This is a genomic window from Meridianimarinicoccus roseus, from assembly GCF_003172915.1.
Classification (GTDB): Bacteria; Pseudomonadota; Alphaproteobacteria; order Rhodobacterales; family Rhodobacteraceae; genus Meridianimarinicoccus; species Meridianimarinicoccus roseus.
This window is the reverse complement of the sequence record NZ_QGKU01000031.1, coordinates 69,386-91,036: the sequence shown is the minus strand read 5'-3', so window position 1 is coordinate 91,036 and position 21,651 is coordinate 69,386. Positions and strand designations below refer to the sequence as shown.

General features: G+C 67.0%; 23 protein-coding genes and 2 tRNA genes. 11 read left to right on the top strand and 14 right to left on the bottom strand.

What is annotated here, in order from left to right; translation table 11 throughout:
* The first annotated feature begins 53 nt into the window (after positions 1-53).
* The 5 genes from pdxH to DKT77_RS08720 all read left to right on the top strand — a co-directional run bounded on the left by pdxH (position 54) and on the right by DKT77_RS08720 (position 2,789).
* Positions 54-659: a pyridoxamine 5'-phosphate oxidase gene (gene pdxH, locus DKT77_RS08740; RefSeq protein WP_109811399.1), complete on the top strand. Its 606-nt coding sequence runs from the start codon at positions 54-56 to the stop codon at positions 657-659.
* A gap of 162 nt (positions 660-821) precedes the next feature.
* Entirely contained in the window at positions 822-1,373 is a 552-nt protein-coding gene (locus DKT77_RS08735) for a cold-shock protein (RefSeq protein ID WP_109811320.1), read from the top strand.
* Positions 1,370-1,849 carry a DUF192 domain-containing protein gene (locus tag DKT77_RS08730; protein ID WP_109811319.1) on the top strand — a complete coding sequence of 160 codons (480 nt, stop codon included), beginning with the start codon at positions 1,370-1,372 and terminating at the stop codon, positions 1,847-1,849. Before DKT77_RS08735 ends, DKT77_RS08730 begins: the two co-directional genes overlap by 4 nt.
* Before the next feature lie 42 nt (positions 1,850-1,891).
* A tRNA-Pro gene (locus DKT77_RS08725) sits at positions 1,892-1,968 on the top strand.
* 206 nt (positions 1,969-2,174) lie between these two features.
* On the top strand, positions 2,175-2,789 hold the full coding sequence (locus DKT77_RS08720) for a GntR family transcriptional regulator (protein WP_238547761.1): 615 nt from the start codon (positions 2,175-2,177) through the stop codon (positions 2,787-2,789).
* Positions 2,790-2,854: 65 nt separating this feature from the next.
* Here the strand turns inward: DKT77_RS08720 and DKT77_RS08715 are convergent, their stop codons facing one another.
* The 5 genes from DKT77_RS08715 to DKT77_RS08695 are packed head-to-tail and all read right to left on the bottom strand — an operon-like array spanning position 2,855 to position 8,218.
* Positions 2,855-3,673 (bottom strand): sulfite exporter TauE/SafE family protein, encoded by an 819-nt coding sequence (locus DKT77_RS08715; RefSeq protein ID WP_109811317.1) that lies wholly within the window; start codon positions 3,671-3,673, stop codon positions 2,855-2,857.
* A gap of 4 nt (positions 3,674-3,677) precedes the next feature.
* Entirely contained in the window at positions 3,678-5,264 is a 1,587-nt protein-coding gene (locus DKT77_RS08710) for a gamma-glutamyltransferase family protein (RefSeq protein WP_109811316.1), read from the bottom strand.
* Between the two features lie 3 nt (positions 5,265-5,267).
* Entirely contained in the window at positions 5,268-6,593 is a 1,326-nt protein-coding gene (locus DKT77_RS08705; protein ID WP_109811315.1) for a TRAP transporter large permease, read from the bottom strand.
* A 10-nt stretch (positions 6,594-6,603) separates the two neighbouring features.
* Positions 6,604-7,137, bottom strand: coding sequence for a TRAP transporter small permease subunit (locus DKT77_RS08700; protein WP_109811314.1), 534 nt, complete (start codon positions 7,135-7,137; stop codon positions 6,604-6,606).
* A 7-nt stretch (positions 7,138-7,144) separates the two neighbouring features.
* Entirely contained in the window at positions 7,145-8,218 is a 1,074-nt protein-coding gene (locus DKT77_RS08695) for a TRAP transporter substrate-binding protein (RefSeq protein WP_109811313.1), read from the bottom strand.
* Between the two features lie 274 nt (positions 8,219-8,492).
* Here DKT77_RS08695 and DKT77_RS08690 point away from each other — a divergent pair.
* From DKT77_RS08690 to DKT77_RS08680, 3 genes are all read left to right on the top strand, one after another.
* Positions 8,493-8,576: transfer RNA gene (locus DKT77_RS08690), tRNA-Leu, on the top strand.
* Between the two features lie 225 nt (positions 8,577-8,801).
* Positions 8,802-9,440 carry a DVUA0089 family protein gene (locus tag DKT77_RS08685; RefSeq protein ID WP_109811312.1) on the top strand — a complete coding sequence of 213 codons (639 nt, stop codon included), beginning with the start codon at positions 8,802-8,804 and terminating at the stop codon, positions 9,438-9,440.
* Positions 9,441-9,622: 182 nt separating this feature from the next.
* Complete coding sequence (locus DKT77_RS08680; RefSeq protein ID WP_109811311.1) at positions 9,623-10,060, top strand: hypothetical protein; 438 nt, start codon at positions 9,623-9,625, stop codon at positions 10,058-10,060.
* A gap of 66 nt (positions 10,061-10,126) precedes the next feature.
* Here the strand turns inward: DKT77_RS08680 and DKT77_RS08675 are convergent, their stop codons facing one another.
* From DKT77_RS08675 to DKT77_RS08640, 8 genes are all read right to left on the bottom strand, one after another.
* The gene (locus tag DKT77_RS08675) at positions 10,127-10,678 is read right to left on the bottom strand and encodes a hypothetical protein (RefSeq protein ID WP_146204982.1); all 552 of its coding nucleotides are present in this window, start codon (positions 10,676-10,678) and stop codon (positions 10,127-10,129) included.
* A gap of 174 nt (positions 10,679-10,852) precedes the next feature.
* Complete coding sequence (locus tag DKT77_RS08670) at positions 10,853-12,145, bottom strand: branched-chain amino acid ABC transporter permease (protein ID WP_109811398.1); 1,293 nt, start codon at positions 12,143-12,145, stop codon at positions 10,853-10,855.
* Positions 12,146-12,147: 2 nt separating this feature from the next.
* Positions 12,148-13,158, bottom strand: a complete 1,011-nt coding sequence (locus DKT77_RS08665; protein WP_109811397.1) for a branched-chain amino acid ABC transporter permease — start codon at positions 13,156-13,158, stop codon at positions 12,148-12,150.
* Positions 13,158-13,610: a hypothetical protein gene (locus tag DKT77_RS08660; RefSeq protein ID WP_109811309.1), complete on the bottom strand. Its 453-nt coding sequence runs from the start codon at positions 13,608-13,610 to the stop codon at positions 13,158-13,160. Before DKT77_RS08660 ends, DKT77_RS08665 begins: the two co-directional genes overlap by 1 nt.
* Complete coding sequence (locus DKT77_RS08655) at positions 13,607-14,059, bottom strand: hypothetical protein (protein WP_146204981.1); 453 nt, start codon at positions 14,057-14,059, stop codon at positions 13,607-13,609. Before DKT77_RS08655 ends, DKT77_RS08660 begins: the two co-directional genes overlap by 4 nt.
* A 29-nt stretch (positions 14,060-14,088) precedes the next feature.
* A complete protein-coding gene (locus DKT77_RS08650; RefSeq protein ID WP_109811307.1) occupies positions 14,089-14,802 on the bottom strand; it encodes an ABC transporter ATP-binding protein in 714 nt (237 codons plus the stop codon).
* Between the two features lie 73 nt (positions 14,803-14,875).
* The gene (locus tag DKT77_RS08645) at positions 14,876-15,664 is read right to left on the bottom strand and encodes an ABC transporter ATP-binding protein (RefSeq protein WP_109811306.1); all 789 of its coding nucleotides are present in this window, start codon (positions 15,662-15,664) and stop codon (positions 14,876-14,878) included.
* A 72-nt stretch (positions 15,665-15,736) separates the two neighbouring features.
* The gene (locus DKT77_RS08640; RefSeq protein ID WP_109811305.1) at positions 15,737-16,924 is read right to left on the bottom strand and encodes an ABC transporter substrate-binding protein; all 1,188 of its coding nucleotides are present in this window, start codon (positions 16,922-16,924) and stop codon (positions 15,737-15,739) included.
* Between the two features lie 178 nt (positions 16,925-17,102).
* Here DKT77_RS08640 and DKT77_RS08635 point away from each other — a divergent pair, with 178 nt between their 5' ends.
* Positions 17,103-18,212, top strand: coding sequence for a PQQ-dependent sugar dehydrogenase (locus tag DKT77_RS08635; RefSeq protein ID WP_109811304.1), 1,110 nt, complete (start codon positions 17,103-17,105; stop codon positions 18,210-18,212).
* Between the two features lie 117 nt (positions 18,213-18,329).
* The gene (locus DKT77_RS08630; RefSeq protein ID WP_109811303.1) at positions 18,330-18,914 is read left to right on the top strand and encodes a hypothetical protein; all 585 of its coding nucleotides are present in this window, start codon (positions 18,330-18,332) and stop codon (positions 18,912-18,914) included.
* Here the strand turns inward: DKT77_RS08630 and DKT77_RS08625 are convergent.
* Positions 18,911-19,918 (bottom strand): GlxA family transcriptional regulator, encoded by a 1,008-nt coding sequence (locus DKT77_RS08625; protein ID WP_109811302.1) that lies wholly within the window; start codon positions 19,916-19,918, stop codon positions 18,911-18,913. The two genes, DKT77_RS08630 and DKT77_RS08625, sit on opposite strands and share 4 nt — an antisense overlap.
* 291 nt (positions 19,919-20,209) lie before the next feature.
* Here DKT77_RS08625 and DKT77_RS08620 point away from each other — a divergent pair, with 291 nt between their 5' ends.
* Positions 20,210-21,580: a class II 3-deoxy-7-phosphoheptulonate synthase gene (locus DKT77_RS08620; RefSeq protein WP_109811301.1), complete on the top strand. Its 1,371-nt coding sequence runs from the start codon at positions 20,210-20,212 to the stop codon at positions 21,578-21,580.
* The last annotated feature ends 71 nt before the right edge of the window (positions 21,581-21,651 follow it).

Genomic DNA, 21,651 nt, shown 5'->3' with positions numbered 1-21,651 from the left:
GGATCTGATCGGGGGACGATGGTTCGGCGTTGTTGCGTGTGTGGGGGAACGACTTGTCGGAACGGGAAGGTATATTCGCGGGGGATGATCCTTTCGCAATCTCAAGGGCCTGGATGGCCGAAGCGACGGAAACCGAGCCGAACGATCCAGATGCCGCCGCACTGGCGAGCATCGATCGGGACGGTCTTCCGAACGTTCGGGTCGTGCTCATGCGGGAAATCGACGACGACGGTTTCGTGTTCTACACGAATTACGAAAGTGCCAAGGGGCTGGAACTCGACGCCGCGGGAAAGGCGGCTTTCGTCATCCACTGGAAGACACTGCGTCGCCAGATCCGCGTGCGCGGCCCGGTCGCGCGGGCCGAGGCGGGCCGGTCGGACGCCTATTTCAACGCCCGCCCGGTGCAAAGCCGCATCGGCGCCTGGGCCTCGAAACAGTCCCGTCCGCTCGACAGTCGCGAGACGCTCATCGCCGAGGTGGACCGCCTGACCGGCACGCTTGGCGATGCGCCGCCGCGTCCGCCCCACTGGGGCGGCTACCGGATCACGCCGGTCGAAATCGAATTCTGGGCCGATGGGGCCTACCGGCTGCATGACAGGTTTCGCTGGACAAGAAGTGGCGCAGCGTCAAACTGGACTGTAACCCGGTTGTTTCCATGACCGCGTCATGGCACGACCTCTTGACCCAACGTGCCGCTGAGAGTAGCGGCGCGCCTCTGCCGCGGTGTCTGGCGCGCCCGGCGACATATGCACGGTTGTGCCGTATCCGCTCGGGCCCAGCACCCGGTCGGATGCGGCCCTTGATTTCGAAAGTTGATTGACTTGACCCATTTCCCTGACACCCCAGACGAAGATATCCCGGAGATCCTGAGCGGGCAGGTCAAGTGGTTCGATCCCGCCAAGGGGTTCGGTTTCGTGGTTTCCGACAGTGGCGGCGCCGACATCCTGCTCCATGCCAACGTGCTGCGCGCTTTTGGGCAAAGTTCCGTCGCGGATGGCGCGCTGGTCGAGATCGCGGTCACGGAAACCCCGCGTGGCCGCCAGGCGGTCGAAGTGCTGCGCGTGGACCCGCCAAAACCCGACGAAACCGACACAAGCTATTTCGGCGAGGATGTGGACATCAGCGCCGCCGGCCCGCTGGAGCCCGCGCGGGTCAAGTGGTTCGACAAGGCCAAGGGCTTTGGCTTCGCCAACGCGTTCGGGCAACCCGGCGACATCTTCGTGCACATCGAGGTGCTGCGCCGGTCCGGCCTGGCTGACCTGCAACCGGGCGAGGCCGTGTGCGTGCGCGTGGTTGAAGGGCGCCGGGGGCTGATGGCCCTGCGGGTCTATGCCTGGGAACACGCGCTCTACCAGGAAGAGGACGACGCATGAGGCTTGGCGGCGGCGTGGCAGCTGCCGTGGTCGCGCTCTGCCTCGCGGCGGGGGCGGCTCTGGCGGATTGCGCGCCGGACCGGATCGACCTGCGCGGCCCGTGGGGCGCAGCGCGCTTCACGGTCGAGGTTGCCGATACCGGCGCAGAACGGGCGCAGGGCCTGATGCACCGCGAAAGCATGCCGCGCGGGGCGGGAATGCTGTTCGTCTACGACCGCCCGCAATCGGTATCGTTCTGGATGCGCAACACGCTCATCCCGTTGGACATGGTGTTCGCCGACGCGCATGGCAAAGTCACCCGTGTTCACGCGGAAGCGGTGCCGCTGGACGAAACGGCGATCCGCGGCGGCCCCGGCGTGCAATACGTACTAGAGATCAATGGCGGCCTTGCGGAAGCATTCGGCATCGGGCCGGGCACCGAGATGCGGCACCCGTCCATCGGCCCGGAAGCCGTATGGCCCTGCACAGACAATTGACGCTTTCCTTCGGCCGCCGGGGCGGCTAGAGACACGCGCAGTCGGGGCGTAGCGCAGCCTGGTAGCGCGACGGTTTTGGGTACCGTAGGTCGGAGGTTCGAATCCTCTCGCCCCGACCATGCAGGGTGTCGCCCCATGCGGCCCCTGTCTTTTCCCCTCCAAGTTAAGTGCTGAACGTAGTGCGCGCCGGTTATTTCATCGCGCGACGCGGAAAACAGTTCCGCCGCGCCGCGTGGCAGAGTAGCCTTGCGCAATGAAGGACGACCGTCATTCCCCGGGCCGCCGTTCCGGTGCCGCGCGTCCGGCGCGCAGGGTTCACAGCACGATGATCGCAGCGCAGCTCGAAGCCGAGATCATCGCCGGGCAGATCGCGGCAGGCACGCGGCTGGACGAACAAAGCCTGACACGGCGCTTTGGCGTCTCCCGTACCCCTGTGCGCGAAGCGCTGCACGCGCTGGTCGCCCGGTCGCTCGCGCAGCGCATCCACTATCGCGGCGTCGTCGTGACCGAGATCACCCGCGACCGCGTGGAAGAGATGTTCGATGCGATGGGCGAAATCGAGGCGCTGTGCGGGCGGCTTGCGGCAGAACGCATGAGCATCGGGGAACGCGCCGGGCTGGAGGATCTGCACCGCCGGATGGGCGAGATCACCGGGCAGGGCGACGCCTCTGCCTACGAGACGGCGAACGCCACCTTCCACGAACTGATCCTGCACGGCACGCACAACCCCGACCTGATCGAGCTTGGCGCAACGCTGCGCCTGAAGCTCGCCCCGTTCCGAAAGTCGCAGTTGCAGAGCGCCGAACGCATCGCGCGCTCGAACGAAGAGCACGGCGCGATCGTCAATGCGATTCTCGATCGCGACCCTGCGGAAGCCGACCGCACGCTTCGCCGCCACCTGATCAGCGCCGCGCGCGAGGTTCTGACCCGGATGCCCTGATCGCGCCGCGCCGCGCATCCTGTGCCCTGCGTGCCCTGCGTGGCCTTCGCGGTGCCCGCACGGCGCTAGCCAAGCAGCATCCGCAGCGCCGTCAGAAGCAGGAAGACTGCAAAGATCCGGCGGATCCACGCGGTGTCGATGCGGTGGGCCAGCGCCGCGCCGACCGGCGCGAGGCCGATGGAGAACGGCAGTATCACCGCAACCCCGACGAGGCTCACATAGCCCGCCGACAGCGGCGGGCGTCCGGGCACGTGCCAGCCGGCGGCAACGAAGCCCGCAACCGCAGGCACCGCGATCAGGAAACCGAAGGCCGAGGCTGTCCCCACCGCGCGCCGGGTCTCGACCGAGAAGGCGGACAGGATCGGCACCGACAGCGTGCCCCCGCCGATGCCCATCAGCGCCGACAGCAGCCCGGTGCCCGCCGCCATCGCCCCGTTCAGCGCCCGCGCGCCGGGCAGGGCGGGCGCGATCACCAGCGCGCGCGGCAGCGCCATGTTTGCGGCGACCAGCAGCGCCATGATCCCGAACACCGCCTGCAGCGCGTCCGCGTCGATGAAATGCGCGCTCAAGCCGCCGGTCAGCGCGCCCAGCACGATGCCCGGCCCCCACAACCGCAGCAGGCCGCGGTCCACCGCGCCGCGCCGGTCATGCGCTCGCGCCGACGCGACCGAGGTGAAGATGATGCTGGCCAGCGACGTGGCGATCGCCATGTGCATGGCGATCTGCGGGGGGAAGGCGGTGAAGGTCAGCGCCCAGAACAGCACGGGCACCAGAACGATACCGCCGCCGACACCCAGAAGGCCGGCCATCAGCCCTGCGGCGCTGGCGGCGACGACAAGCCCCGCGGCCAGACCCGCGAGGTCCGTGGCAGACAGGGCACCCATGCGTTCAGTCCGCCAGCGCGGCGCCGTCGGCACGCGGGTCTGCGGCCGCCTCGATCAGTCCGCCCGCGTGGCGCACCACCGCGCCCGCGTGCCCCGCAAGGTCCGAGAAGGCTGGCAGCCGTTCGACCTCGTGGCCCGCGTCCCGCAGGGCGGCTACCAGTGCCGGGTCGAACCGGTCCTCCAGCTTCAGCGACGTGGTGCCGGCGCCCCAGGTCTTGCCCAGCAGCCAACGCGGGGCGGTCACTGCCTCCTGCAGGCCCATGCCGAACCGGGCATAGCGGGTGAAGACCGCCGCCTGCGTCTGCGGCTGGCCCTCGCCGCCCATCGTGCCATAGGCCAGTGTCCGCCCGTCCGACAGCAGCGCCAGCGCCGGGTTCAGCGTATGGAACGGCCGCTTGCCGGGCGCGAGCCTGTTCGGGCCGTCCGCCAGCGAAAAGCCCGCGCCGCGGTTCTGGAAGCATACGCCGGTGTCTGGGCAGGTCAGGCCCGACCCGAATTCCCAGAACACGCTCTGTATGAAGCTGACGGTCAGTCCATCGGCATCGGTCGCGCCCATCCAGATCGTGTCGCCCGCCTTGGGCGCGTGCGGCCAGGGCAGGGCGCGGGTCATGTCGATGCGCGCGGCCAGCCGGTCCAGTTCGGCCGTGTCCAGCCAGCCCTCGGCGACCTTGCGCATCGCCGGCGTGTCCCCCAGCGCGGCATTGCGCAGGATGAAGGCCTGCTTGGTCGCCTCCACCAGCCCGTGCACATGGGCGAAGCCCTCGCCCTCGGCGACGCCGAGCCGGTCGAACAGCCCGAGGATCATCAGCGACGAGATCCCCTGCGTGGGCGGCGTCATGTTGTAGACCCGGCCCTGCGCCGTCTCCACCGCCAGCGGGCGGACCTGCTGCGCGGCATAGGCGGCGAAGTCCTCTGCCCGCAGCGGGCTGCCCTGCGCCTCCAGGAAAGCTGCATGGGCCCGCGCGATGTCCCCGTCATAGAAGCTGCGCAGCCCGTCCGCCGCCAGCCGCCGCAGCGTGCCCGCCAGCGCCGGGAAGGTCATCCGGTCGCCGCGGGCGGGCACCGCGCCATCGGTCAGGAAGGCAGGCGCGAAACCGGGCACGTGGCGCAGCCCGTCCAGCTTGTCGGCGGTGCAGGCCGACTGGTTGCCGGTGACCGCGAACCCGTCCTCGGCCAGCCGGATCGCCGGGGCGAGCAGCCGGTCCAGGGGCAGCGCGCGGTCCGGCGACACCAGCGCCAGCGCCGCTTCCCAGCCGCCGATCGTGCCGGGCACGGTCAGCGCGGCCAGCCCGCCGCGCGGCGGGATCGCGTCCGGGTGGCCCTGCGCCTTATACCACTCCGGCGTGGCGAGCGCGGCGGCCTGTCCGCCCGCGAAGATGCCCAGCGGCGGCACGCCCGGCCGGTGGATCAGCCAGAAGCCATCCCCGCCGATGCCGTTCATGTGCGGATAGGCCACCGCGACGGCGGCGGCAGCGGCCACCATCGCCTCGATCGCCGATCCGCCTTCCTCCAGCACATCGCGCCCGGCCAGTGCTGCGGCGTGATGGGGCGCGCTGATCGCCCCGCGAAATCCAGTTGCGGCCTGAAGCATGATCTACCACCCGATCGTTGCGGGCAGCCACAAGGCCAGCCCGGGAAAAAGGAACACAAGCGCCAGCGCGATACCCTGCAATCCGATGAAGGGCACCACGCCGCGATAGATCTGCGCGGTCGTGACGCTGGGCGGGGCAACGCCCTTCAGGAAGAACAGCGCCCAGCCGAAGGGCGGTGTCAGGAACGAGGTCTGCAGGTTCATCGCCACGAGGATCGCGATCCACGCCATGTCCGCTCCTGACGCCAGGAAGACCGGCAGGAACAGCGGCAGCGCGATATACGAAATCTCGATCCATTCCAGAAAGAAGCCCAGCACGAACAGCAGCAGCATCAGGAACAGCAGTTGTCCCTCGAACCCGCCGGGCACCGCGCCGAAGGCGTCATGCACCAGCCGCTCGCCCCCGAGGCCGCGAAAGGCAAGACCGAACGGCTGCGCGAAGATCAGGATCAGGAACACCATCGCGGAGGTGACAAAGGCCGCGCGTACCGTGTCGCGCAGCACCGTGTAGCTCAGCCGCCCCGCCAGCGCCGCAAGCACGATCGACCCGAACGCGCCCATCGACGCGGCCTCGGTCGGGGCGGCGACGCCCCCGATGATCGAGCCGAGCACGAGGAAGATCAGCACCAGCGGTGGCAGCACCACCTTGACCAGCTTTCCGGCAAGATCGCGGCGCGAGTAGTTCGCGCGTTCCTCGGACGGAATGGCGGGCACCGCGGCAGGGCGCATCACGCCCAGCAGCAGCACGTAGGTTACGAACAAACCTGCCAGCATCAGCCCCGGGATCAGTGCGGCCGCGAAAAGCGTGCCCACGCTTTCGCCCATGATGTCGGCCAGCAGGATCAGCACGAGGCTGGGCGGGATGATTTGGCCCAGCGTGCCCGATGCGCAGATCACGCCCGATGCGACGCCGGCGTCGTAGCCGCGGTTGATGATCGGCCCCAGCGCGATCAGCCCGACGGTGACGACGGTGGCGCCGACCACGCCCGACGCCGCGCCCATCAGCACGCCGACGAGGATGATCGCCAGCGCCATGCCGCCGCGCAGCCCGCCCATCGCAAGCCCGATCACCTCCAGCAGGTCCTCGGCCATGCGCGATTTTTCCAGCATGATGCCCATGAAGATGAACAGCGGCAGCGCAAGCAGCGTGTAGTTCGTCACCACGCCGAAGATGCGCGCGGGCATCAACGTGAACAGCATAGGTCCGAAGCCGAAATAGCCGAAGACGAAGCCGGTCACGCCAAGGCAGACGGCTACGGGGATGCCCGCGATCAGCAGCACGAAGAACGCCCCGATCATGCAGAGCGCAAGGATTTCGGTAAACGGCATTGGGGGGTGTCTAGCTCCGGTCGGTCTCGGGAAGGGGCAAAGCGCCGACAAGCCGCAGCGCGCCGTGCAGAACCATCGCCAGCGCCTGGAGCGCCAGCAGGGCGAAGGCGGCAGGAAGCGCGGCCTTCAGGACATAGCGATAGCCCAGGCCGCCCGGGTCGGGCGACCCCTCGTCGATGCTGTAGCTCGCCTCCACGTAAGCAATGCACAGGTAGGCGATGACCAGCGCGACGGCGCAGAGAGCGAAATGGGCGGCAAGGTCGATCATCGCGCGCACCCGCGGCGGAAACGCGGAATAAAGCACGTCGACCCGCACCTCGCCGCCCTGGTTCAACCCGTAGGACATGCCGAACAGCGCGGAGACGGCCATGACATGCCATTCCAGTTCTTGCAGTGCGACCGTGCCGAAGCCAAAGAAATAGCGCGCGATCACGTTGAACGCGACCAGCAGCACCAGCGCCAGCCCGCTCCAGGCCGCGACATGGCCGATGATGCGGACGGTGGCCGAAGCCCCGTCCGCGATCCGTGTCACAAGCGGGATCATGCCCCGCTCACAGGCTGTAGAGCGGCTTTTCCGACACTGCCGCCCAAGCCCCGTGTTCGGCCTTGAAGGCCATGAACGCTTCGTGGACCTTGCCGAGCGCCGGGTCGGTCGCCGCGGCTTCTGTCAGCACGCTGTCGGTCACCGCCTTCAATTCGGCCACAACGTCGGCGGGCAGCACGTCGGCGATCACGCCCTCGTTCTCGACCAGGTCGCGCAGCGCGGCGGCGTTGTTCGCCTCGCACCAGGTATGGCTTTCCAGGTTGCAGGCCATCGCCGCGGTCTGCACGATCGCCTTCAGATCGTCGGGCAGGCTGTCCCATGCGGCCTTGTTCATCAGCAGTTCGGTGACGTTGGACGGCTCGTGCCAGCCGGTGGTGTAATAGTACTTGGCCGCGTTCTGCAGCCCGAGGCGGCGGTCCTGGTAGGGACCGACGAACTCCGCGGCATCGATCACGCCGCGCTCCAGCGCCGGGAAGATCTCGCCGCCCGGCAGCAGTTTCACGTCAACGCCAAGCGCGGCATAGACCTTGCCCGCAAGGCCGGGGATGCGCATCTTCAGCCCCTCGAAATCGGCCGTGCTCTGGATCGGTTCGCGGAACCAGCCGGTCATCTGCACGCCGGTATTGCCCATCGGCAGCGCCTTCAGGCCCAGCGGTTCGTAAAGCTCGTCCCACAGCGCCATCCCGCCGCCGTGGTAAAGCCATGCGTTCATGCCCTGGAAATTCAGCCCGAACGGGACGGTGGTGAAATACTGCGCGGCGGGGACCCGGCCGGCCCAGAAATAGGCATTGGCTGCGTTCATCTCGACCGCGCCCGAGCGCACGGCATCGAACCCTTCCAGCGCCGGGATCAACTCGCCCGCGGCGAAATGCTGGATGCGAAGGCGACCGCCCGACATCGCCTCGACCTTCTGGCAGAAATCCGTCGGGCTGCCGGGACCCTCGACATAGAAGGGCGAGCCGGGTCCATAGGCGTTGGTCATCTTCCACGTGAAGCTGGTCTGCGCGCGGGCGATCGACGGCGCAGCAAGTGGTGCGGCGGCCAGCGTGGCGCCGGCGGCGATGAAATTGCGTCTGTCCATGACGGACCCCTTCGTCAGTTGCGGTTGCGTGCGCTGAACTGAAGGGCGGGGCAGGGCAGGGTCCAGCGGACGTGCCTCGATGCGGCATACAAAACAGACCAGATGCGCAAGTTTTGTATACAAAGTGGCAGGTCCGATACGCGATGATCGGAATAGCGGCAGTCTGTGAACGTCGCGGCGTGGCAACCCGGACTGCCGCAGCCCGCGCACGGCCCCTTGCGAGCGCCGCGGAATCCTGCCACATACAGCCTCGCCCGGTCGGAGACGGCCAGAGGCCCGAGTGGCGGAATGGTAGACGCAGGGGATTCAAAATCCCCCGCCGCAAGGCGTGCCGGTTCGAGTCCGGCCTCGGGTACCAGTGCACGCGGCGCTTTGACCGTGATCGTTTTCAGGGCCCGCCAAGCTCCTGCTCAAGGCTTACTTGCACCCGTTCTAACCGGAGGAACGGGCAAAGGATGATCCCCTCGCGCCCTTGTTGTGATAATGGCATAGAAGCTTCCCCCAACGGCAGGAAGTGGTCTTGCCAGTCCCGAGATCCGTGTAAAAAGATGAAAGAGCTACCGTCTTATTGGGGGAGTTCTCAATGACTCGTTTCTCGACAGCCTGCGTCCTTCTGCTTGGCCTGACGGCCCAAAGCGCTGCAGCCGTGGATTTCTCCTTCATCGGCGCCTTGACGTCCGACAATGATGTGGCGCTGTTCGATTTCACCGTCGGCGCGACCTCCAACGTCACTCTGCGCACCTATTCGTATGCCGGTGGGACGATGGCCGATGGAACGGTGATCGCAGCGGGCGGCTTCGATCCCATTCTTGCCCTGTTCGACGGATCGGGCGTCCTGATCGACCAGAACGACGACGGCTCCAGCGTGCCCCCCGGTCCGGTCACAGGCGTCGGGTTCGACACGCTTCTCGAAACCACGCTCGCGGCGGGGAGCTATACCGTTTCCGTCATGCAGTATGACAACTTCGCCAACGGTCCCAAACTCGCCGATGGTTTCCGGCGTGACGGGCAGGGCAATTTCACGGGCATCTTGTCGGGCGGTTGCGGCGCGCCGTTGTTCTGTGACGTCACCGGCGATGCCCGGACAGGCAACTGGGCCTTCGACATCCTAAACGTGTCCGAAGCGGTGATCGTGACCCCGCGCGTGCCGCTGCCCGCCGCGATGCCCCTGCTGCTGGGCGGCCTCGGCGGTTTGATGATGCTGCGCCGCCGCGTCCGCTGACAATTGAAAGCGCGCGCGCCGGGGGCTCCCGACAAGGGCCCGGGTCCATCGGTCCGGCCCTTTCCATCTCCGGCACAGCCGCCACACTCGGTCCTCCAGTGACCGCCGCGTCACCTTCTGGCTGGACAAGACGCCGGGGCAAGGCAACTCTGCTGCCAGCGAACATTCTGGCGGAGTAACCGATGACCCCCACTTCCAAAGCCCCGTGGCATCACTGGCCCGTCGCGGTCCTGACCCTCGTGTTCTATGCGCTGGCGGCGCTGGACTACGCGCTCAGCAAGCTCGGCGTCTCGGCCTATCTGGGGATGTTCCCGCCCGATGTCACCGTGCTGGTGACGGGGCTGTCGCTCTGGGTCAGTGCGATCTGGGCAATCGGCGTCTGGGGCGGTCTGGCGGGGGCGTGGTTGCTGTGGAAACGCAACCGCTGGTCGGTGCTGCTGCTGTTCGCGGGGGCGGTGGCGATGGTGTTCCTGACCGTGTGGCTGAGCCTTTTCACCCGGCCCACGATTTTCGGGGCAGCCGGGTTCATCGGGTTCTATCTGATGGTCGGCTCCGCCGCGATCGCGGTTCTGATCTACATCTACGCCCGCTGGGAACGCACCGAACACAAGCTGGCCTGACCCGCCAGAATTTCCGCGACGCCCGGCGACCGGACATCGCCGCGGCGTCGCAGCAGGACGCCAAGCCTAGTACGGCGAGAAACGTTGGGACGGGACCAGTTTGGCCCGTGGGGCACGCCCGGATCTGCGCGGCTCCGGTGCCGATGCCATCGTGCCATGCTCTCCTGCGCGGATCACCGTGTCGTCGGTCATCCCTAGCGTTGCGATAAAATAGTTATCAAGCGCATCGCGCACTGTCGCTTCAGAAGGCGGAAACTGAGTTGCGATGCTCCTGACAGCAGCAGCCCGCGCTTCGGCATAGGTCCATTCGTTGCCCGTCTGTGACGCGGTGGTCTCGATCGGGTCGAACACCGCATGGGCGAGGCCGTGGTTGCGCGACTTCCCGCCATTGTTGTCCGCGCTGAGCAGGATCACCGGGGCATCATTGATGTCGTAGAACATCACGCCCGGGCACCAGAACGCGCCCAGATAGCCTTTCCCGCGCAAACCCGACGTATAGAAGAAACAGTGGTCGGGGATCATGTGATGCCCGGTCAGGGTGCCGTCATCCGGCAGGATGCCGGTTGCCGCACCGTGCGCCGCCTGGTCCTTATAAGCGCAGATCGTGAATTCGGCCACATCCGTGCCCTCCGGTTCGGGTTGGCCGGTAGGGCCGTCCATCAGGCGAACCGTGCCGAAGCTGCCGCGTCAAATCAAGTCGGCAGATCCTCATCCCGACGAGCCATCGCGCCGCCTTGCGCTGCGGCCGGGCAATACGCACCTGAATGGCGAGGCAGGCGTCCGCCGCGCGCTTCAGCGTTCCGGCAGCAGGCCTCGCGGGCTGAAGCGCAGCACCAGAAGCAGCACCAGCCCCATTGTCAGCAACCGCATCTGCGCCGCGCCGTCCAGCAGATGCGCCTTCAGCCAGGAACCGTCCGGCATCGGCGCCGTGACGATGCCCAGCAGCCACTGGCCCATCGGTTCGACCTGAACCCACAGGAACCAGATCAGCATCCCTCCCAGGACCGCGCCGAAGTTGTTGCCCGACCCGCCCACGATAACCATCACCCAGATCAGGAACGTATAGCGCAGCGGCTGATAGGTGGACGGCGTCAACTGCCCGTCGAGCGTGGTCATCATCGCGCCCGCAAGCCCGCACACGGCGGACCCCAGCACGAAGACCTGCAGGTGCCGCGCGGTGATGTTCTTGCCCATCGCCGCCGCAGCCGTCTCGTTGTCGCGGATCGCGCGCATCATCCGCCCCCAGGGCGACCGCAGCGCGAGCTGCGCAAGCACCAGCACGACGATCAGCACCGCCGCGAACAGCAGCCCGTAGCCCGCCTTGATATACAGCGTGGATGCCGTGACCGGGTCGATCCCGAGGTCCGCCGCGCGGGCGACGAAATCGGCGTCCTGCTGCAGGTCGATCTCGTTCGGCACCGGGCGCGGCAGGCCCACGACGTTCTTGACCCCGCGCGTCAGCCAGTCCTCGTTCTTCAGTATGGCGATCACGATCTCGGAAATCCCGAGAGTCGCGATGGCGAGGTAATCCGCCCGCAACCCCAGCGCGGTCTTGCCGATGATCCACGCCGCGCCCGCCGCCAGCAGCCCGCCCGCGGGCCACGCCAGCAGCACCGGCAGGCCAAGCCCGCCCAGATAGCCGCTGACCGCCGGATCGACACCTTCGATCGCGCCTACCGCCGGCGCCATCACGGCGCGGTAGGCCAGCAGGCCCGCGACCAGCAGCCCGGCCACCGCCAGCGCCCGCATGCGTCCCTTCGCCATCCGCCGCCACGCAAGGATCGCGGCCACCACGGTCACCGCTCCCAGCGCCAGCCCGGCCAACGCGCGCGCGCCGCCCGCGGCCCAGGCCTCGGTCACCGGAGGCATCGATACGATCACCACGGCCAGCCCGCCAAGCGCCACGAAGCCCATGATCCCGACATTGAACAGCCCTGCGAAGCCCCATTGCAGGTTCACGCCCAGCGACATCAGCGCCGAAACCAGTCCCATGTTCAGGATCAGAAGGGCCGAGTTCCAGCCCTGCACCACACCGGTGCCCACGATCAGAAGCGCCACCAGCGCAAACAGTCCAGCCTCGCGCATGTTCATGCCGCCGTACTCCTGTAAAGCCCGGTGGGCCTGAAGATCAGCACCACCACAAGGATCGCGAAACTGACCGCGAACTTGTAATCCGTGCCCAGAAGCTGCACCAACCCGTCGGGTTCCAGCGCCTCGGGCAGCAGGTATTCCAGCACGCGCTTGAATGCATAGGTCACCCCGACCTCGGAAAAGGCGATCACGAACCCGCCCACAATGGCACCGACCGGATTGCCCAGCCCGCCCACGATGGCCGCCGCGAAAACCGGCAGCAGAAGCTGGAAGTAGGTGAAGGGCTTGAACGACTTGTCCAGCCCGTAAAGCACCCCGGCGATGGTCGCCAGCGCGGCGACGAGGATCCAGGTGATCGTCACCACCCGCTCCGGGTTGATGCCCGACAGCAGGGCAAGATCCTCGTTGTCGGAATAGGCGCGCATCGACTTGCCGGTGCGTGTCCGGTCGAGGAACCAGAACAGCGCAGCCACCACGATCACCGCCGTGACCACCGTAATGCCTTGCGTGGTGCGGATCGCCAGCCCCTCGTCCAGACCGGTGAGGTCGCGGAAGGTGCGTGCGCTGATGATGAACCGCTCGCCATCGGCGAAGCGCTGGTCGTCCACACCGATGATGAATCGCACCAGCCCGTTCATCACGAACATCACGCCCACCGACACGATCAACAGCATCACCGGCGCGACCTTCTTGGCCCGGTAGAAGCGATAGATCAGCCGGTCGGTGCCCAGCAGCAGCAGCGCGGTGCCGGCGATCCCCACGGGCAGCGCCAGCAGCGCGGTCGGCAGCGGGCCAAGGCTGATTCCGGCGCCCTGCAGGCCCCATGTGGTGAAGATGGTGATCATCGCGCCGAAAGCCATCGTGTCGCCATGCGCGATGTTGGTGAAGCGCAGGATCGCGAAAATGAGCGTGACGCCAAGCGCGCCAAGCGCCAGTTGCGCGCCATAGGCGACGGCTGGCACGATGACGAAATTGGCCAGCACGACAAGGGCGTTCAGGGCATCGATCATTCGTGGTCCTCGCAGCGTCCGGAATAACGGATGACGGCTGAGCCGTCGGTCATGTGAAGCGTGTAGCTGGCCACGCCGTCAGGCAGCAGCATCAGCACTTGCCGCGTCGCCGGGGTCTGCGCGCCGATGACCGTCGGCTCCGGCGCGCCCGCATACCCGGCATCGGGGGACGGGGCGATTTGCCCGACGATCTCTCCGGCCGGGTCGGCGATGCGCACACTCCGCGCGTCAGGGCCGGGGCGCAGGCGCAGCGCGAAATCGGTCTCGGCGCAGGGCTCCGTGCCATAGCATTCCACGTCGAAGCGGCAGGTCTGGTCGAAAGCCGCGGACGCCCCCGGCAATAGCAGCGCCGCGAGCGCCGCCGCCAGCGGCAGCGCGCCGTGCCGTGCTTGCCCGTGCCCAGCGACCGGGGCGGAAGCGCGGTCCGCCGATGGCCCGTGCCGGGTCATTGCCGCGCCTCCGGGCTGGGTTGGGGCAGGGGCGCGCAGCCACCTTCGCGGGTGACGATCTGCGCCGCTTCGCCCGGGGCTGACACGACCAGCACCGCCAGCCCGGCCTTCGGGCCCCCCTGCGCAAGGTCCAGCACCGTCACCCGTCCGGCATGGTCCCGGTCCGGCTCGGTGCGCAGGGTCAGCCATACGCCCTCGCGTCCGACCGCCGCCAGCCGCGCGGCGTCGCCCGCGACTTCCAGTACGGCAAGACCCGCCGCGCCGGGCACCGGCACCGCCCGCGCCCTCAGGGTGCTGTCGAACGGTGCGCGCCCGTCGATGCTCGCTTTGGTGAAGGTGCAGGCAAGTCCCGTATCGGGCAGGCCCGCCGCGTCGACCGGACCCGCCGCACCGCCCGCCGCCGGCGCGCCGCAGGCGACGGCCAGGGCCGCGCCGACCGCACGGGCCAAGCGCCCGCTTTCATGACCCCGCGCGCCGCTCATCCGCCAAGGAAGCTCTTGCGCACCTCGGGGTCCGCCAGAAGCGCGGCCCCTGTGTCGGTGTAGCGGTTCGCGCCCTGCACCAGAACATAGCCGGTATCGGCGATCTCCAGCGCCTGCCGTGCGTTCTGTTCCACCATGAGGATCGAAATGCCGGTCCGCGCCACTTCGATGATCCGGTCGAACAATTCGTCCATCACGATCGGGCTGACCCCTGCGGTCGGCTCGTCCAGCATCAGAAGCCGGGGCTTGGTCATCAGTGCCCGCCCGACGGCGACTTGCTGGCGCTGCCCGCCGGACAATTCGCCCGCCGACTGGTGCCGTTTGTCGCGCAGGATCGGGAACAGGTCATAGACCTGCTCCATCGTGGCGTGGATGTCGTCGCGCCGCAGGAAAGCCCCCATCTCGAGGTTCTCCTGCACCGTCATGCTGGGAAAGATGTTGCGGACCTGCGGCACGAAACCCATGCCGCGCGCCACGCGTTCCTGCGGGCTCAGGCGGGTGATGTCCTGTCCGTCCAGCGTCACGCTGCCCGCGCGCAGCGGCAGCATTCCGAAGACGGCCTTCATCGCGGTGGACTTGCCTGCGCCGTTCGGTCCGACGATGACGGCGATCTCGCCCTGCGCCACGGTCATGGTCAGATCGTGCAGGATGTCAGCCGCGCCATAGCCGCCGGTCATGCCCCGCGCGTCGAGGAAGGTGGCCGCGCTCATGGCTGCACCCCGACGCGAGCAATACGCGAGTCATATGGAAGTAATATGCAAGTCATATGCCCGCTTTGGCCCGTCACGACGCCGCCCCCGACTGCACCTTGTTCTTCAGCCCGGTGCCCAGATATGCCTCGATCACCGCTTCGTTGGCCTTGATCTGCGCGATCGTGCCTTCGGCCAGCACTTTGCCCTCGGCCATGCAGATGACCGGGTCGCACAGCCGCCCGATAAAGTCCATGTCATGCTCGATCATGCAGAAAGTGTAGCCCCGTTCGACGTTTAGCCGCTGGATCGCATCTCCGATCGTGTTCAGCAGCGTGCGGTTCACACCCGCACCGACCTCATCCAGAAAGACGATCCGCGCGTCCACCATCATGGTGCGGCCCAGTTCCAGCAGTTTCTTCTGCCCGCCGGACAGGTTGCCTGCCTTCTCGTCAGCGAGATGATCGATGGTAAGAAATTCAAGAACTTCGTCGGCCTTCTTGACCAACATCCGTTCTTCTTGCGCAATCAGCGCGCGGCGGAACCACGCGTTCCACAAAGTCTCTCCGGACTGTGCGCCGGGCACCACCATCAGGTTCTCGCGTACGGTCATGGAACTGAATTCATGAGCGATCTGGAAGGTTCGCAGCAGGCCCTTGTGGAACAACTCGTGCGGCGGCAGGCCGGTTATGTCCTCTCCAGCCATCGAAACCCGCCCGGAAGTGGGCTTCAGAACGCCTGCTATCACGTTGAAAAGCGTCGTCTTTCCCGCGCCGTTCGGGCCGATCAGCCCGGTGATCGTTCCGTCGCCGATCGACAGGCTGGCTCCATCGACGGCATGAAAGCCACCGAAATGCTTGTGCAGGTTCTCAACCGCGATCATCGCTGCTCCGACATGGGGTCACCTGTAAAAACAAGGGCATGGCACCCGTCTTGGATGCCATGCCCGGTACGATCAGCGAAAGCCGACAGTGTTCAGCGCGCCGCCTTCGATCTCGATCTCGCGGTAGACGCCCGCCGCTTCGCCGGGTTCGATCAACTCGACCGCGCTCGCGCCGACATAGTCGATCTCGCCGCCATCGGCGAGGATCTGGAGCGCCTTGCCCAACTCGCCCGGCATGATCGGTTCGCCCGGCGCGTTGGCCACGTCCATGACATGCGCCTTCAGATCGCTCGAACTGCTCGACCCGGCAGCCTGCATCGCCAGCAGGATCAGGGCCGCCGCGTCATAGGCTTCCTTGGAATAGACCGACGCACCGTTCACGCCCGCCGCAGTGGCCATCTCTTCGTACATGGCCGCACCGTCGCTGTCCGAGCCCGGGTTCTGGCCGAACGAGCCGTCGATGTCGGAACCGAAGTTTTCGACCAGCGCGTCGCCGACCATCCCGTCGGGGAACACGAACAGGTCGAATGCTCCGGTGTCTAGAGCGGCCTGCACCATGCCAGAGCCGCCTTCGTCCACGTAGCCCGCCACGACCAGTGCATCGCCGCCCGCCGAGGCCAGTGCGCCGATTTCAGCCGAATAGTCGGCCTTGCCGTCTTCATGCGGGCTGGACAGCGTGACGGTACCGCCCGCTTCCTCGAACGCGGCCTGGAAGCTGTCGGCCAGTCCCTTGCCGTAGTCGTTGTTGGTGTATGTCAGAGCGACCGTGTCGATGCCGCGGCCCATGATGATGTCGGACATCACCACACCCTGGCGCGCGTCGGACGGCGCGGTGCGGAAGAACAGACCGTTGTCTTCGACCGTGGACAGGCCCGGCGAGGTCGCGGAGGGCGAGATCATCACGATGCCGTTCGGTACGGCGACGTTGGACAGGATCGCGCCCGTCGCGCCCGAGCACATCGCGCCCATGATCGCCGCCACGCCTTCGGATGTGACCAGCCGTTCGGCCGTGGCGGTCGCCGCAGCCGCGTCGACGCAGGTGCTGTCCCCGCGTACCGGGGTCACGGTGGACCCGCCCAGCAGCAGACCGCTGCCCGACACTTCGGCAATCGCCAGTTCCGCGCCGTCGGCCATCGGCCCGGCCAGCGTTTCTAGCGGTCCGGTGAAGCCCAGCACGACGCCAAGCTTGATCTCTTCCTGCGCGAATGCCGCGCCACCAAGCAGCGCCGCCACCGCGGTAGCCGTCGCAAAGGTTTTCATGAAAGTCTCCCCGTGTTGGACCTTGTGGTCATTTGTTACACAGGCGGAACGCTAGTCCGACAGGCGCGGAATGAAAAGCGGAACCACGCGCGGGGCACACGGATTCGTGGCTCGCCCGAGGGGAATTTTGCTCTAATCGTTACATCATGGGGCAGTTTGCTTGCAGGAGGATGCACTGATGAGTTGGACAATGCGGATCACTGCGGCTGCGGTCCTGATGTGCCTGTCGTCGTCACTGGCGGCGGCACAGACCCTTTCCAGCAGCGCGGGACCGCTGCGGGTGGACACGGTCGTCTCGGGCTTATCGGAGCCGTGGTCGCTGGGCTTCCTGCCGGGCGGCGGGCTGATCGTTACGGAACGCAGCGGGCGGCTTCTGGTGATCGAGAGCGGCCGCGCAACGCCCGTGTCCGGCGTGCCCGCGGTCGCCGCGCGAGGGCAGGGAGGGTTGCTCGACGTGCTGGTGCCGCGCGATTTCGCCAGCAGTCGGGAGATATTCCTCAGCTATGCCGCGGCGCAACCAGGCGGCGGCGCAGGCACGGCGGTTGCGCGTGGCGTGCTGTCGCCCGATGGAGCAAGTCTGGAGCGCGTCGAAACGATCTTCGAGATGGCGCCGGGCGCGTCCGGGGGCCGGCATTTCGGCTCTCGGCTGGTCGAAGGGTTGGACGGGCTGATTTACGTCACCATCGGCGACCGTGGCGACGGGGACACGGCGCAGGACCTGTCGCGCCACGAAGGCAGCGTTCTGCGCATTGCCCGTGACGGCAGCGTGCCGCCCGGCAACCCGTTCGCGGACAGGTCAGGCGCGCAGCCCGAAATCTGGAGCTTCGGCCACCGCAACCCGCAGGGCGCAGCCCTGGACGGCGCGGGGCGGCTGTGGGTGGCGGAGCACGGTGCGCGTGGCGGCGACGAGGTGAATCGCGTCGAAGCCGGAGCGAATTATGGCTGGCCGGTGATCTCTTATGGGCGGCACTATTCTGGTGCGCGGATCGGTGAGGGAACCGAGAAGCCGGGCATGCGGCAGCCCGCGCATTACTGGGATCCGTCGATCGCGCCCTCGGGCATGATGGTCTATTCCGGCGCGCTCTGGCCGCAATGGCGCGGCGATTTTTTCGTAGGCAGCTTGAAGTTCAGCCTGATCAGCCGCCTTGATGGCGATACCCTGCGCGAGGCGGAACGGATCGAAGGCGCGCAGACCGACCGGGTCCGCGATGTGCGCGAAGGCCCGGACGGGGCGATCTGGTTCATTTCGGAAAACGATGGTGCGATCTACCGAATGACGCCGGGCTGAATGCGCGCGGCGTATCGCTCGGGTGGGCAGGTGGATGCCCTCGTTGTGGGGTATTCCCGACTTCCGTTTTGCGTTAACTTTAGTTAGCATTGCGGCAGTCATTCATCGGAGACCGCCATGTTCAAACGCACACTTGCCGCTGCTCTTTTTCTTGCCAGCCCGCTTCTGGCCGCAACCGAGGATTTCGAAGCCTTCACCACGCAGAACTTCCCGATGCCCGCCGGACTGACCACGAACGGGTTCCTGTTCACCGCCACCTCGGCAGGTACGCAGGCCGCGGTGCGGATCTTCGACAGCGCGACCCTGTCGTCATATGTATTGGCATGTGACTTCTCGGTCGGCGGGAACCCCTGCGAGCAGACGCTGAACATCCTGTTCCCGGCCGCGACCGACACGTTCAGCGTCGATATCCTCGCCTATGACACGCTGGGCAGCACCGCGACCTTCCGGTTCGACACGCCCGGCGGCACGGACGAGCGCAATTACACGCGCGTCGGCAGCGAATCCATTGCAAGCGTGACTTTCACGGGACTTGGCGGCGCAACCGGCGTGTCGATCTTCTCGGACGACGTTGCCGGGCTTGGGTATGACAACATCTCCACCGGGTCCGCCGTGACCCCGGAGGTGCCGCTTCCAGCGCCGCTTGCGCTGCTTGCGGGCGGTATCTGTGCGCTGGGGCTGACCCGCCGCCGCCGCGCCTAGCGCGACTGCCGGTCCGCGGCCATGGCACCACGCTCGCGATAGGGCGTGGTGTTGTATTGCGCCCGATAGCATTTGGAAAAATGTGATGGCGAGGTGAAGCCGCAGGCCAGTGCCACGTTGATCACACTCATGTCGGTCTGCATCAGCAGGTTGCGGGCTTTTGACAGCCGCAGTTCCATATAATAGCGCTTCGGTGACCGGCTGAGGTACCGCCGGAACAACCTTTCGAGCTGCCGGGTGGACAGCCCGACCTCGCGCGCCAGAACGGCGGGGCTGATCGGTTCCTCGATATTCGCTTCCATCTGCTTGATGACTGTGGCGAGCTTCGGGTGACGCACGCCGATCCGGGTGGGGATCGACAGGCGCTGCACGTCCTGATCGGTGCGGATCGACGAATAGATGAGCTGGTCCGCCACGGCCGAGGCCACATCCTCGCCGACCTGCTTGGCGATCAGCTTCAGCATCAGGTCGATGGACGCGGTGCCCCCCGCCGTGGTGTAGCGCCCGCCGTCGATCGTGAACACCGACTTGGTCAGCAGCACATCCTCGAATTCCTCCGAGAAGCTGTCCTGGTTCTCCCAGTGGATCGTGGCGCGGCGTCCGTCCAGCAGTCCGGCTTCTGCCAGCACATGCGCGCCGGTGCACAGCCCGCCGACCGGGCAGCCGCGGCGTGCCTCGCGGCGCAGCCAGTTCAGCAGCCTCCGTGTCGTTGCGTCCTGCACGTCGATGCCGCCGCACACGATGACCGTGTCGTCGCGGCCCAGTTCCACGAGGTCGCTGTCCAGGGTGATGGTCGTGCCTGCCGAACTGGTCGCGGTCGTTCCGCCATCACCGATGTAGGACCAACTATAGCACGTGCGCCCCGACATGCGGTTGGCCACGCGCAGCGCCTCGACCGCGGCGGAGAAGGCCAGCAGGCTGAACCGGGGCAGCAGCACGAACACGAAGCGGTGCGGCTTGTCCAGCGGCGGGGCCTTTTCCTGCGGGGCGCTGACAGGTTTCATTCGTTCACCAAGCCGATAGGGCGCCGGCGGGTCCGGCACCCGGAGTGTTCCCCGCGCCCTTGAGCCCGGGCGGTGCGGGTTCATGACGCCTAGCCCACAGCGACGCCGGGGAAAAGAGGCACGATGCCCCCTTCGCCGCTAAAATTCCGCCAATGCCTGGCAAAACGGCGTCTGAAGCGCGCGGCGCGGGCCGCAGCGGCTGCCACGGCAACCCCCTTTGACTTGACAGCGCCGCCCGGGGCACGCAATCAGACCCGACTTCCTGCCTGGGGATGATGATCGGAGGACACCATGGCATCCACTTGGAACAAATCGGACTGGCGCGGCAAACCGAGGATCCAGATGCCGGACTATACCGACCCCGCTGCCCTGGCGCAGGTGGAGGCGCAACTGGCCACGTTCCCGCCGCTGGTGTTCGCCGGAGAGGTGCGCACGCTGAAGTCGGAACTGGCCAAGGTCGCGCGGGGCGAGGCGTTCCTGTTGCAGGGCGGCGATTGTGCCGAAAGCTTCCAGCAGTTCAGCGCCGACGCGATCCGCGACACGTTCAAGGTCATGTTGCAGATGGCGATGGTTCTGACCTTTGCCGCCAAGGTGCCGGTCGTGAAGGTCGGGCGCATGGCCGGGCAGTTCGCCAAGCCGCGCTCGGCGGCGACGGAAACCGTCAGCGGTGTGGAGCTTCCGTCCTACCGCGGCGACATCATCAACGACATCGCCTTCACACCGGAAGCCCGCATTCCCGATCCGCAGCGTATGCTGCAGGCCTACACGCAGGCGGCCGGTACGCTGAACCTGCTGCGCGCGTTCTCGACCGGTGGCTACGCTGACATGAACAAGGTCCATGCGTGGACGCTTGGCTTCACCGAGCACGAGGAGGCCGAACGCTACCGCGACATGGCCAACCGCATCGCCGATGCGCTCGACTTCATGAAGGCGGCGGGCGTGAACGCGGATACGGCGCACACGCTGCACACGGTGGATTTCTACACCAGCCATGAATCCCTGCTGCTGGAATACGAAGAGGCGCTGTGCCGGATCGACAGCACGTCGGGGCTGCCGGTGGCGGGGTCGGGACACCTGATCTGGATCGGCGACCGCACCCGCCAGCCGGACGGCGCGCATGTGGAGTTCTGCCGCGGCGTGCAGAACCCGATCGGCCTGAAATGCGGCCCGACCACCACGGCCGAGGACCTGAAGGTCCTTATGGAGAAGCTGAACCCGAAGAACGAGGCCGGGCGCCTGACGCTGATCGCGCGCTTTGGCGCGGGATCGGTGGGCGAGCATCTGCCGCGCCTGATCCGTACCGTGCGCGAAGAAGGCGCCAATGTCGTTTGGTCCTGCGATCCGATGCACGGCAACACGATCAAGTCGGCCACCGGCTACAAGACGCGGCCGTTCGACAGTGTTCTGCGCGAGGTGCGCGAGTTCTTCGCGATCCACAAGGCCGAGGGCACCCATCCAGGCGGCGTGCATTTCGAGATGACCGGCGCGGACGTGACCGAATGCACCGGCGGCGTACGCGATGTGACCGAGGACGATCTGTCCTCGCGTTATCATACCGCGTGCGATCCCCGCCTGAACGCCAGCCAGTCGCTGGAGCTGGCCTTCCTCGTGGCCGAGGAACTGACTGCCGCACGCGAGGCGATGGCCGTCAACGCGGGCTGAGGCGCCGCGCCCCGATATGCGAAGGCCCGCGGCGGAAGCGCCGCGGGCCTTTTTTCATGACGTCTGTTGCG

Coding starts and splice junctions, on each gene's coding strand:
- DKT77_RS08730 (WP_109811319.1), top strand. CDS start 1,370: ATGAGGCTTGGCGGCGGCGTGGCAGCTGCCGTGGTCGCGCTCTGCCTC.
- DKT77_RS08720 (WP_238547761.1), top strand. CDS start 2,175: ATGATCGCAGCGCAGCTCGAAGCCGAGATCATCGCCGGGCAGATCGCG.
- DKT77_RS08715 (WP_109811317.1), bottom strand. CDS start 3,673: ATGGGTGCCCTGTCTGCCACGGACCTCGCGGGTCTGGCCGCGGGGCTT.
- DKT77_RS08710 (WP_109811316.1), bottom strand. CDS start 5,264: ATGCTTCAGGCCGCAACTGGATTTCGCGGGGCGATCAGCGCGCCCCAT.
- DKT77_RS08705 (WP_109811315.1), bottom strand. CDS start 6,593: ATGCCGTTTACCGAAATCCTTGCGCTCTGCATGATCGGGGCGTTCTTC.
- DKT77_RS08700 (WP_109811314.1), bottom strand. CDS start 7,137: ATGATCCCGCTTGTGACACGGATCGCGGACGGGGCTTCGGCCACCGTC.
- DKT77_RS08695 (WP_109811313.1), bottom strand. CDS start 8,218: ATGGACAGACGCAATTTCATCGCCGCCGGCGCCACGCTGGCCGCCGCA.
- DKT77_RS08685 (WP_109811312.1), top strand. CDS start 8,802: ATGACTCGTTTCTCGACAGCCTGCGTCCTTCTGCTTGGCCTGACGGCC.
- DKT77_RS08680 (WP_109811311.1), top strand. CDS start 9,623: ATGACCCCCACTTCCAAAGCCCCGTGGCATCACTGGCCCGTCGCGGTC.
- DKT77_RS08670 (WP_109811398.1), bottom strand. CDS start 12,145: ATGCGCGAGGCTGGACTGTTTGCGCTGGTGGCGCTTCTGATCGTGGGC.
- DKT77_RS08660 (WP_109811309.1), bottom strand. CDS start 13,610: ATGACCCGGCACGGGCCATCGGCGGACCGCGCTTCCGCCCCGGTCGCT.
- DKT77_RS08650 (WP_109811307.1), bottom strand. CDS start 14,802: ATGAGCGCGGCCACCTTCCTCGACGCGCGGGGCATGACCGGCGGCTAT.
- DKT77_RS08645 (WP_109811306.1), bottom strand. CDS start 15,664: ATGATCGCGGTTGAGAACCTGCACAAGCATTTCGGTGGCTTTCATGCC.
- DKT77_RS08640 (WP_109811305.1), bottom strand. CDS start 16,924: ATGAAAACCTTTGCGACGGCTACCGCGGTGGCGGCGCTGCTTGGTGGC.
- DKT77_RS08635 (WP_109811304.1), top strand. CDS start 17,103: ATGAGTTGGACAATGCGGATCACTGCGGCTGCGGTCCTGATGTGCCTG.
- DKT77_RS08630 (WP_109811303.1), top strand. CDS start 18,330: ATGTTCAAACGCACACTTGCCGCTGCTCTTTTTCTTGCCAGCCCGCTT.
- DKT77_RS08625 (WP_109811302.1), bottom strand. CDS start 19,918: ATGAAACCTGTCAGCGCCCCGCAGGAAAAGGCCCCGCCGCTGGACAAG.
- DKT77_RS08620 (WP_109811301.1), top strand. CDS start 20,210: ATGGCATCCACTTGGAACAAATCGGACTGGCGCGGCAAACCGAGGATC.